The 10267-nt window shown below is 67.8% G+C and carries 13 protein-coding genes; 7 read left to right on the top strand and 6 right to left on the bottom strand.

Annotated features, from left to right (window positions below; genetic code table 11):
• On the bottom strand, nt 1-320 hold a 320-nt coding region (locus ACTHLF_RS02385), incomplete at its 3' end, for an ELM1/GtrOC1 family putative glycosyltransferase (protein ID WP_440324515.1).
• Between the two features lie 137 nt (nt 321-457).
• Here ACTHLF_RS02385 and ACTHLF_RS02380 point away from each other — a divergent pair.
• From ACTHLF_RS02380 to ACTHLF_RS02355, 6 genes are all read left to right on the top strand, one after another.
• On the top strand, nt 458-1051 hold the full coding sequence (locus ACTHLF_RS02380; protein ID WP_440324513.1) for a malonic semialdehyde reductase: 594 nt from the start codon (nt 458-460) through the stop codon (nt 1049-1051).
• A gap of 71 nt (nt 1052-1122) precedes the next feature.
• Nucleotides 1123-1707, top strand: a complete 585-nt coding sequence (locus ACTHLF_RS02375) for a YceI family protein (RefSeq protein ID WP_440324511.1) — start codon at nt 1123-1125, stop codon at nt 1705-1707.
• Nucleotides 1708-1904: 197 nt separating this feature from the next.
• The gene (locus ACTHLF_RS02370) at nt 1905-2111 is read left to right on the top strand and encodes a zinc-finger domain-containing protein (protein WP_440324509.1); all 207 of its coding nucleotides are present in this window, start codon (nt 1905-1907) and stop codon (nt 2109-2111) included.
• A gap of 60 nt (nt 2112-2171) precedes the next feature.
• Nucleotides 2172-3311, top strand: a complete 1140-nt coding sequence (locus ACTHLF_RS02365; protein WP_440324507.1) for a glycosyltransferase family 4 protein — start codon at nt 2172-2174, stop codon at nt 3309-3311.
• The gene (locus tag ACTHLF_RS02360) at nt 3308-4588 is read left to right on the top strand and encodes an O-antigen ligase family protein (RefSeq protein WP_440324505.1); all 1281 of its coding nucleotides are present in this window, start codon (nt 3308-3310) and stop codon (nt 4586-4588) included. The genes ACTHLF_RS02365 and ACTHLF_RS02360 overlap by 4 nt, the downstream gene beginning before the upstream one ends.
• Complete coding sequence (locus tag ACTHLF_RS02355; RefSeq protein WP_440324503.1) at nt 4578-5372, top strand: glycosyltransferase family 2 protein; 795 nt, start codon at nt 4578-4580, stop codon at nt 5370-5372. The genes ACTHLF_RS02360 and ACTHLF_RS02355 overlap by 11 nt, the downstream gene beginning before the upstream one ends.
• Here ACTHLF_RS02355 and ACTHLF_RS02350 read toward each other — a convergent pair.
• Both ACTHLF_RS02350 and lpxL read right to left on the bottom strand, forming a co-directional pair.
• On the bottom strand, nt 5319-6233 hold the full coding sequence (locus tag ACTHLF_RS02350) for a VirK/YbjX family protein (RefSeq protein ID WP_440324501.1): 915 nt from the start codon (nt 6231-6233) through the stop codon (nt 5319-5321). The genes ACTHLF_RS02355 and ACTHLF_RS02350 overlap by 54 nt on opposite strands.
• A gap of 240 nt (nt 6234-6473) precedes the next feature.
• Entirely contained in the window at nt 6474-7391 is a 918-nt protein-coding gene (gene lpxL, locus ACTHLF_RS02345) for an LpxL/LpxP family Kdo(2)-lipid IV(A) lauroyl/palmitoleoyl acyltransferase (RefSeq protein WP_440324499.1), read from the bottom strand.
• A gap of 80 nt (nt 7392-7471) precedes the next feature.
• On the opposite strand from lpxL, the gene waaA reads away from it, so the two are divergent.
• On the top strand, nt 7472-8737 hold the full coding sequence (gene waaA, locus ACTHLF_RS02340; RefSeq protein ID WP_440324517.1) for a lipid IV(A) 3-deoxy-D-manno-octulosonic acid transferase: 1266 nt from the start codon (nt 7472-7474) through the stop codon (nt 8735-8737).
• A 121-nt stretch (nt 8738-8858) separates the two neighbouring features.
• Here the strand turns inward: waaA and ACTHLF_RS02335 are convergent, their stop codons facing one another.
• The 3 genes from ACTHLF_RS02335 to ACTHLF_RS02325 all read right to left on the bottom strand — a co-directional run.
• Entirely contained in the window at nt 8859-9404 is a 546-nt protein-coding gene (locus ACTHLF_RS02335; protein ID WP_440324497.1) for a hypothetical protein, read from the bottom strand.
• 35 nt (nt 9405-9439) lie between these two features.
• Nucleotides 9440-9718 carry a hypothetical protein gene (locus tag ACTHLF_RS02330; RefSeq protein ID WP_440324495.1) on the bottom strand — a complete coding sequence of 93 codons (279 nt, stop codon included), beginning with the start codon at nt 9716-9718 and terminating at the stop codon, nt 9440-9442.
• Nucleotides 9719-9918: 200 nt separating this feature from the next.
• A partial coding sequence (locus ACTHLF_RS02325) for a TolC family protein (protein ID WP_440324493.1) occupies nt 9919-10267 on the bottom strand: 349 nt, incomplete at its 5' end.

Raw genomic sequence — 10267 nt, 5'->3', positions numbered from 1 at the left:
GGGTCGAGCACCTGCACGGCGAGGGTGCGGCCACCCGACCACGCGCGCACCTGGCGGGTCGCCCAGGCGGCGGCGCGGCCGCAGCCGATCACCAGGGTCGGCCAGGGCGGGTCCAGGCTTTCCGCGCGGCGCGATAGCGCCATGCGCCCGCCGGGCAGGAGCCGCGGCGCGGCCCATGCCCACGGCGTGCGCAGCTCCACGACGAGCTCGCGGATCGACGGGGTCAGCGCCTCGGCGAGTGCGAGTGCCTGCCGGCGGTTCCCGGCGGCACCGTCGGTGATCACCCAGCATGAACCACGGGGCAGCATCGCGGCACTCACCGCGACCCCTCGTACCGGATTGTTGTCGAATTCGACACAGTTCGTTCCTGCCAGATGGGTCCACGAGGCAGGCCGCGACCCTTACACTGTTGGCCTTGCCGGTTAGACCGGCGCCCGTTCACTGTACAAGGAATCCCATGAGCGCTCCGCTTTCCGATGCCACGCTTGACCAGTTGTTCCGCCACGCCCGCACCTTCAACGCCTGGCAGGACAAGGACGTGACGGATGGGCAGCTCAAGGAACTCTACGACCTGATGAAGATGGGCCCGACCTCGGCGAACTCGTCGCCGGTCCGCGTCATCTTCATCAAGTCGAAGGACGCCAAGGCGCGCCTCAAGCCGTTCCTTTCGGAGAACAATGCCGAGAAGACGATGCAGGCACCGGTCACTGCGATCATCGCCACGGACTTCGCCTTCTACGACCACCTGCCGAAGCTGTTCCCGCACGCCCCGGCACGCGACTGGTTCGTCGGCAACGACGCGCTGATCGAAGCGACGGCGTTCCGCAACAGCACGCTGCAGGGCGGCTACCTGATCATGGCGGCCCGCTCGCTGGGCCTCGATTGCGGCCCGATGTCGGGTTACGACCAGGCTGGCCTGGATGCGGAGTTCTTCCCGGGCACCCACGTCAAGTCGAACTTCCTCGTGAACATCGGCTACGGCAATCCCGACAAGAACCTGTTCGGCCGCCTGCCGCGCTTCGATTTCGACGAAGTGGCCCAGATCCTCTGATCCTTTCCCGCGGTGACCTCGTGGTCCCGCTGTCCACTGGCAGTACCCACCCCACTGCAGGAGTTCTACCGATGCGCGCTCTCCGTTACGTTGCCCTCGCGGGCCTGCTCGCCGCCGCCGGCGCCGCCAACGCTGCCCCGGTCACCTACAAGCTCGACCCGGGCCACACCATGGTCCTGTTCAGCTGGAACCACTTCGGCTTCTCGAACCCGTCGGCCAACCTGGGCCAGGTCGATGGCACGCTCGTTTATGACGAAGCCAAGCCGGCCGATTCCACCGTCGAAGCGACCCTGCCGCTCGCCGGCCTGGATACCTTCGTGCCGAAGCTCGACGAGCACCTGAAGTCCGCCGACTTCCTGGATGCCGCCAAGTACCCGAACGTGACCTTCAAGAGCACCAAGGTCACCGCGGCCGGCAAGGGCAAGCTGAAGGTCACCGGCGACCTGACCGTGCACGGCGTGACCAAGCCGGTCACCCTGGACGTCACCCTGAACAAGGTCGGCCCGCACCCGATGATGAAGGTGCAGACCGTCGGCTTCGACGCCACCGCCACCATCAAGCGCTCGGACTTCGGCGTCGGCGCCTACGTCCCGAACGTCTCGGACGAGATCAAGATCCGCATCACCACCGAAGCCCACGACGCCTCGGCGAAGTAAGCCGCCAGCGGCTTACTTGTAGGAGCTCACCCTGTGAGCGACATCTTTCGCCAAAATGCTGCCAGCGTGTAGCATCCCGCGAACGGCGTCGCCCACAGGGTGGGCTCCTACACATTCCTGAAGGGCCCGCGTAAGCGGGCCCTTTTTGTTACCATCGCCCCATCCCCGGTTTCATCGCATCGCCCGGAGTTTTACCCATGCGTCCCAATCCCGCGGCCGCGCCGCTTATCCCGGCGAATGCCGAAAACCGCTACGACGTCACCCGCGCCGACCTGCCGCTGTCGTGCCCCATGCCGGGCATGTACCTGTGGAACTCGCACCCCAAGGTGTACCTCCCCATCGAAGACGATGGCGGCACCTCCACGTGCTCGTACTGCGGCGCCACCTACGTACTGAAAGACTGACCGGCCCGGGCGGGCTCGCTGCACGCATCGCCCGCCACCCCAACGCCACCGGACCGCGCCATGGCCACCGTCTTCCCACCCCGGACGATGACCGTTGTACAACTCGTACCCGCCCTTCATTCGGGTGGCGCCGAGCGCTCGACCCTGGAAATCGCCCGCGCCCTCGTGGAGGCCGGCCACCGCTCGGTGGTGGTCTCCGCCGGTGGCCGCCTGGTGGAGCAGCTCGAGGCGGAAGGCAGCGAGCACATCACCCTGCCGATCGGGCGCAAATCCCTGGGCACCCTGTTCACGGTTGGCAAGCTCCGCCGTGCCCTGCGTGAGCTCAAGCCGGATGTCGTCCACGCCCGCTCGCGCCTGCCGGCCTGGGTGGGCTGGTGGGCCATGAAGGGCGTGAAGCCCCGCCCGCACTTCGTCACCACGGTGCACGGGCTCAACACGCCCGGCCACTACAGCAGCATCCTGCTGCGCGGTGAGCGGGTCATCGTGGTATCGCAGACGCTGCGTGATTACGTCCTGCGCCACTATCCCGAGGACATCTCCAGCGCGCGCATTTCGGTCGTACCGCGGGGTATCGATACCGAGGCGTTCCCCTATGGGTACCGCCCGGATGATTCCTGGCAGCGGGCCTTCTTCGAGGAATACCCCCAGCTCGAGGGCGCGCCGCTGCTGACGCTGCCCGGGCGTGGCACGCGGTTGAAGGGCCACCACGATGCGATCGAGCTGATCGCCGACCTGCAGAGTCGCGCCATCGACGCGCGCCTGCTCCTGCTGGGTGCCGACGAGCCGGGCCGCGAGGCCTACGTCGAGGAACTGCGCACGCTGATCCGCGAGCGCGGACTCGAGGCCAAGGTGGTGATCTCGACGCCGCGCTCGGATATCCGCGATGTGTACGCCATCTCCAGCCTGGTGCTGCAGCTGTCGCAGCGGCCGGAGTCGTTCGGGCGTACGGTCGTGGAAGCGCTCGCGATGTGCCGCCCGGTCCTCGGCTATGCGCATGGTGGCGTCGGTGAGTTGCTGTCGGAACTCTATCCGGCCGGCCGCGTGCCGCTCAACGATCGCGAGCGGCTGGTGGAGCGCGCCGCCGAGCTCCTGCGTTTCGCACCGCCGATCCCGCCGCCGCGCAGCTACCGGCTGGTGGATATGCAGACGGCCACGCTGGCGCTCTATGCCGAGGTGGTCGAAGGCGTCCCCGCCGCGTGAGCACGCCCGGCTTCAAGGCAGCCCTGCGCGCCGGGCTGCGTTCGCCGCTTCTCCCTGTGTGGCTGGTGCCGGCCTTGCTCCCGTTCGGGCGCAGCGCCGAGCTCGGCGTCTTCCTCGCGCTGGTCGGCGCCATCCTGTTGCTGGTGCGCGAGCCGCAGGCGCTGCGTTTCCACCCGGGTGCGCGGCTGTTCCTCTGCTTGTTCGCCGCCTACGCGGGCGCCGCGCTCGTGTCGGCGGTGGATGCCGTCGCGCCGGGCAAGAGCTGGGGCACGGTCGCCGGCATCCTGCGCTTCGCGCCGCTCGGCGTGTACACCTGTTTCGCGATGCGCCGCCCCGGCAAGGTGAGAGCGCTGTATATGGCGACCGCGGTCGTCGTCGCCGTGTGGGTCGTGGATGCCTGGGTCCAGGCGCTAACCGGCATCGGCCTCGCCGGCCATTCGAACGCGGAGCGGCTCTCCGGCATCTTCGGCAGCGATAACCTCAAGCTCGGCCCGGCGCTGGCGGCGTGCGCGCCGTTCCTGCTGTGGGCGGCGCGCGAGCGCTGGGGTCGCGCGGGCCTGGTTGGTGCGTACCTCCTGGCGCTCGGCCCCGTGCTGCTCTCCGGCTCCCGCGCATCGTGGCTCTGCTACGGGCTGGTCGGGCTCGCCTTCCTCTGGCGTGAAGCCGGCAACCTCAGGCGCTTCCTCGCGGCGTGTGCGGCGGCGGGCGTCGTCCTGGTCCTGGCCGGGCTGCTGGCGTGGCAGGTTTCGCCGCGCTTCCGCGAACGCATCGCCCACACCCTGCCGGCCCTGAGCGGCACGGCGCAGGGCATGGATAGCGCGCTGACCGGTCGCCTCGATATCTGGCGCACCTCGTTGCGCCTGTACGCCGCACACCCGGTGAACGGTGTCGGCGTGCGCGGTTTCCGCGTGGCGTACCCGACGTATGCGGCGCCGGGTGATCACTTCCTCACCCTCGAGAAGTGCGGCGATGGCGAAGGTGCGTGCCATGCGCACCAGGTGGTGCTCGAGGTGGCCACCGAAACCGGCACGCTGGGCCTGCTGGCCTGGCTTGCGGCGAGCGTGCTCGCGATGCGCGCCTGGTGGCGCGCGGGTGCGGTCGCGCGTGCGCGGGCATTCCCGCCCGCCGTGGCCCTCGCATCGATCCTGTTCCCGCTGAACACGCACATGGCGTTTTACTCGGCGTGGTGGGGCCTGCTCGCCGCGTGGTTGTTCGCGGTGGCCTGCGCCGCGCTGTATGCCGACCTGCCTGACGCGGAGTCGCCGCATGCCGGGTGAGCGGCTCTCCGTCGTCGTCACCACGTACAACAACGCCGACACGATCGGCGCCTGCCTCGCTTCGGTCGCCTTCGCCGACGACATCGTCGTGCTGGATTCCGGTTCCACCGATGACACGCGCGATATTGCCGAGCGTGCTGGCGCGCGGGTGCACGTGCAGCCGTTCGCGGGCTACAGCGCGCAGAAGCAGGCGGCGATCGACCTGGCCGCGCACCGCTGGGTGCTGCTGCTGGATTCGGACGAGAGCGTGCCGGCCGAGGCCGCGGCACGCATCCGCGATGCGCTGGTTGCGCCCGATGTCGCGGGCTTCGAACTGCTCCGGCGCGAGTGGGTGTTCTGGCGCTGGCAGCCCGATCGCGCACGGCTCAACCACTACGTGCGCCTGTTCGATCGCGAGCACGCGCGCATGAGCGGGCACGAAGTGCACGAAAGCGTCGTGGTGGATGGTCCGGTACAGCGGCTGGCGGCGATCCTCGACCACTACGGCGAGCGCGACATCGAGGGTCGCGTCGACAAGGCCAACCGCTATTCCTCGCTGCAGGTGCGCGACCGGCATACGCGTGAACCGAACGCGCTGCGCCTGCGCATGGTGGTCTACCCGACGGTCGCCTTCGCGCGCTATTACTTCCTGCGCGGGCACTGGCGTGGTGGGTGGGCAGGCTTCATCGCCGCCCGCGTGCACGCGTTCTACGCGTTCCTCAAGTACGCCAAGCTCTACGAGCGGCGCATCTCACGCGGCGGCGGCAAGCAGCGGGCGGTGGAAGCCGAACGGCTGGACGATTAGCTCGCACGCCTCGCGGCGTAGCGCTTCACGGCGGCGGAACTCGCTGCGGCGCTTGCTCTCCACCTCCGACTCCAGGCGCAGCGGATCACGCGGCGGCAGCCGGTAGAAGCCCGCATCGACCGCCTCGCCACCCGCTTCCAGCCAGAACGCGTCGTAGTCGGCCTTGACCTTGTTCGCGATGCCAGCGAAAACGTGGCGCCCGTTGCCCACGCCCAGCACTTTGTCGATGCCGTAGGCCGTGGCGATCGCGCGGACCATCGACAACAGCAGGTTCTTCGGGCGCAGACCATGGCACTGCTTCGTCAGCTCACGGACCGCCTCGCGGCCCGCGTTGTTGGCGGCACCCTGCAGGCAGCCGATGACGATGGTACGGCCACCGTTGATGATGGAGAACTGCGCATACGAAAGCTGCAGCCCCGTGGCATCCGTGAGCGAGAGGCTCAGCTCACCCTCGCGCCCACGACGGATCGGGGCCTTGAGCAGCAACGAGAGTTCGCTGCCATCGCGCAGGGCCAGCTTGCCGGCAAGCACCTGGCGCTCTCGGTAGAGCATGTGGAACATCTCGCGGGGGAAGTGGGCCAGGGCGAACTCGTAGTGCCCGCGCACGGCGGCGAGGCGCTGCTCCGGACTCCATGCCTTGCTGATATAGCGATGTTGGTAGCGCTCGATCAGTACCGCATCCGACTCGGTGATGCCTGCCATCGCGGGCGATTCGAGGAAGGCGAGCCATGCATCGTGTTCGCGCCAGCGCTTCAGCGAACGGCCACAGTAGGTAAGCACGGCGCCGATCGCATGCGAGCGCGTGCTGTGCCAACCGGCGCGGCCGTGCAGCGAGCGCACGAAGCGGAAGAGCGATTGCATGGGAAGGTCCGTCTCGATGGGAATGACGGACGTTCTACGCTGTGAAATTTTCACCTGACTTTCGTGAGAACGAACGATTTATCCATCGTTGCCGCGTAGAAAGTTTCGGGAAAGCCCGGCGAAAGCATCGCGGTAGGAGCCCACCCTGTGGGCGACATCTTTCGCGATGACGTGGCCGACCCCGTGGCGTTATCGCGAACGGCGTCGCCCACAGGGTGGGCTCCTACGCGCGCGATGCCTTCAATAGATCTTCGGCTCGCCCGGCGGCCGCGTCTTGAAACGCTTGTGTACCCAGAGGTACTGCTCCGGTGCCTCGCGCACCATCGCCTCGATCTCGCCATTCACCCGCTCGGTATCGAGCGCCGCATCCTTCGACGGGAAATCCGCCATCGGTTCGCCCAGGCGCATCACGTACCCGGAATCATCCGGCAGGCGGCGGTGGTAAAACGGGATGACCACGGCATTCGACATGCGCGCCAGGTGGTGCGTCGCCGTGATGGTCGCCGCGCGCACGCCGAAGAACCGCGCGAACACGTTGTCCTTGCTGCGCATGTCCTGGTCGGGCGCGTACCAGAGCGTCCCGCCGGCCTTCAGGTATTTCACCGTGCCGCGGATATCGTCTTTCTCGAACATGGCCGCCGCGTAGTGCAGGCGCGAGCGCAACACGGCGAACTCGAACACATCCGAATCCATGCGCCGGTACATGCCGGCGATGCGGATACGCTGCGACACCAGCCGCGCGCATAGCTCCAGATGGGAGAAGTGGCCGCCGACGAGGAGCACGCCACGGCCGGCCGCACGCGCCGTCTCCAGGTGTTCGAGACCCTCGATGGTGACCGGTACGTTCGCGATCGCCTTGTCGGAACCCATCCAGCCGAGCGCGAACTCCGCGAGCATCATGCCGACGTCGCACAGGTTGGCGCGCACGAGCGCCTTCTGTTCGTCGGGGGAGAGCTCCGGGAAGCACAGCGCGATGTTCGTAGCCGCGATGCGCCGGCGCTCCTTGTTCAGGTGCAGGGCCAGACGGCCGGCGGTGCGGCCCAGGCCCATGAGCCAGCGGAACGGCAGGTGGGCGATGAGCCAGATCACGCCCACGCCCAGCCAGGCCGCCCAGTTGCGGGGCGCCAGCAGCGAACGGGTGAGGGTGGGGCGGGGCATTCCGGGCATGGCCGGCCATTGTAGCGGACTGGGGCGGCTATACTGCCCGGCCAACCCTCCACCCCGGGGATAGCGTGTTCCTGCGCCTGCTCTACAACCTGGCCATGTACCTGTTCACGCCGCTGGTCATGCTCCGGCTCATGGCGCGTGGCATGCGCTACGGGGATTACCACGTGCGCTGGCGCGAACGGTTCGGCCGGTTCAGGGAGCCACGCCTGGCAGGGTGCCTGTGGGTGCATGCCGTCTCGGTGGGCGAGGTCAACGCCGCGGAGCCGCTGGTGAAGGCCCTGATGGAGGCCTACCCGCGTGCGCCGATGCTGGTGACCACGGTGACCCCGACCGGCTCCGAGCGCGTGCGCCAGCTGTTCGGCGATACCGTGCACAGCGTGTACCTGCCCTACGACCTGCCGTTCGCGGTGAAGCGCTTCCTGCGCAGCGTGCGGCCGCGGCTGGCGGTGATCGTGGAAACCGAGATCTGGCCCAACCTGTATTTCGCCTGCCGCCGGCACGGCATCCCGCTGCTGATCGCCAACGCGCGCCTCTCCGAGCGCTCGCTCCGGGGCTATGCGCGGATGAGCTCGCTGGTGCGCCGCGCGCTCCGCTGCGTGAGCCATATCGCCGCGCAGTCGCGCACCGATGCGGCGCGTTACCGCCTGCTCGGCGCGGAACCCAGCCAGCTCACGGTGTGCGGCAACCTGAAGTTCGATATGCCGGTGCCTGATGCGGCGCTCGATGCCGGCAAGGCCATGCGTGAAGCGTGGGGCAGCGGGCGCCCGGTGTGGATCGCCGCGAGCACGCACGAAGGCGAGGAGATGTGCGTCTTCGAGGCGCATACCGAGGTCATGCGGCGCCTGCCCGATGCGCTGCTGCTCATTGCGCCGCGCCATCCAGAGCGCTTCAAGGCGGTCGAGGCTTCCGTCCGCAGCCTGGGTTTCAACGTCGCCACGCGCAGCGCCGACGGCATGCCGGGCCACGCGACGCAATGCTTCGTCATCGATTCCATGGGCGAGCTGCTGCGCTTCTTCGCGGCATCCGACGTGGCGTTCGTCGGTGGCAGCCTGGTCTCCATCGGCGGCCACAACGTGCTCGAGCCCGCGGCGTTGGGCAAGCCGGTGCTGGTCGGCCCGTACACCTACAACTTCGAAGAGATCACCCAGGCGCTGCTCGACGAACACGGCGGCCAGCGCGTGCAGGACGGTACGGAACTGGGTACCGAAGTGCTCGCGCTGTTGCGCGACGAAGCGCGCCGCACGGCCATGGGCCACGCGGCGCGCCAGGTCTTCGAGAGCGAACGCGGTTCGGTCGGGAAGGTCATGAAGCTGGTGGACAGGTTGCTTCAGGAATAGCCCGTCTTCCTCCCCTTCTGTGGGAGCGCGCTTGCGCGCGATGGAGGGTGCGGCAAGCACCCATCGCGTGCAAGCACGCTCCCACAGCACGCTCCCACAGCAAGCTCCCACAGAACGCCCGTTACATCGCCGGGGCGCAGGCCAGGTGGGCGGTGACGCTGTACACGCCGTCACGCTGCAGTTCCTTCGACATACCGATGCCCAGCTGCTCCACGTGCTCGCCGCGCGTCGCGCAGTGCGCCACGGCCTTGTTGCGCACGGCCAGATAGGCGCCGCGCTGGCTGCCGGTCGCCGATACCGTGAGGCGCGGCGCGCCGGTCACGCTTGCCGCCGGCAGCGCGTCATCGAAGATGATGCCTTCGCCGCGCGCGGCCGGCTGGTCGGTGCGGCACGTGGCGTAGGCCTCCTGGCGCGTGCCGTAGGGCATGCCGATGATCGTGGTGGTGGCGCCGGCATGGAACTCGGTCATGTAGCCGCCGCGGATGTCGCATTCATTCACAGCCTTCGCCCACGCTTCCTTGCGTGCGTTGTCACGGTTGAACGAGGCGTCCGTGGCCACCGTGTGGTAGCGGATACCGCTGATCGTTTCAGCCTGGATCGTGCTGTCGCGGGCGATGGCCGGTGCGGTGGCGAGGGTGAGGGCCACGGCGGTGAGGAGGGTCTTCATGGGATGTCCTTATCGATGAGGGGTTGGTTACGAGATCAGCGGTGCTGGCGGCAGGTGGCATTGGCGACGACGAAGTGCATGCCTTGCGCCGCGCCCCAGCCTTCGAGGAACTGGAAGTTCAGCGTATCGATGTAGCCGCCATCGAGGTCGCACTGGCCGAGGACCTCCTTGCGGACTTCGAAGTAGGTCTTTTCCTTGTCGTGACCACTCTGCTTTACGGTGATGGGATAAGCGGCATACGGGTCGGTTTCCGCGTGAGCCGCCGTGGAAGCCGCGAGCAGGGCGGCAACAGCTAGCAGGGAGCGTCCGTTCATGGGTCGTCCTTGATGAGCCCCACATGGGGCAGAAGCATGATGGACGCGTTTCGCTAGGGGTGGCATCCGACAATGCCTACAAGGGTTGTACGTATCGGCGCAGCGCACTGTGCGCATCCGCCTACACACATCGGCACTTGTCTGACAGCCAAAAAAAACGGCCCCGTAGGGCCGTCTTTGTCTTCGCGAGCGTGCTGCTTTTACTGAAGCAGCGAGTTCACCGCTTCCAGGTCCTTCACGTCCACCGTGCCGGCGGTCTGCTTCAGCAGCAGCTTGTCGAGCACGAACTGGTGGCGGGCCTGCGAGTAGTCGCTCAGCGCCGAGGTCAGGTTCTGCTGCGCGATCAGCACGTCGACGATCGTGCGGGTGCCGACCTCGAAGCCTGCCTGCGTCGCATCGCGTGCGCTCTCGGCGGATTCCACGGCGGCCTTGGTCGCCTCGACCTTGCTGATGCCGGCCACGACCGAGCGGTAGTAGTTCAGCGTGTCACGGACGACCTGGCGGCGGGTGGATTCCAGCGAATCCTGCGCCGCGTCGCGCTGGTAGATG

The organism is Luteibacter sp. (assembly GCF_051958795.1).
Classification (GTDB): Bacteria; Pseudomonadota; Gammaproteobacteria; order Xanthomonadales; family Rhodanobacteraceae; genus Luteibacter.
This window is presented reverse-complemented; position numbering and strand designations above follow the sequence as displayed.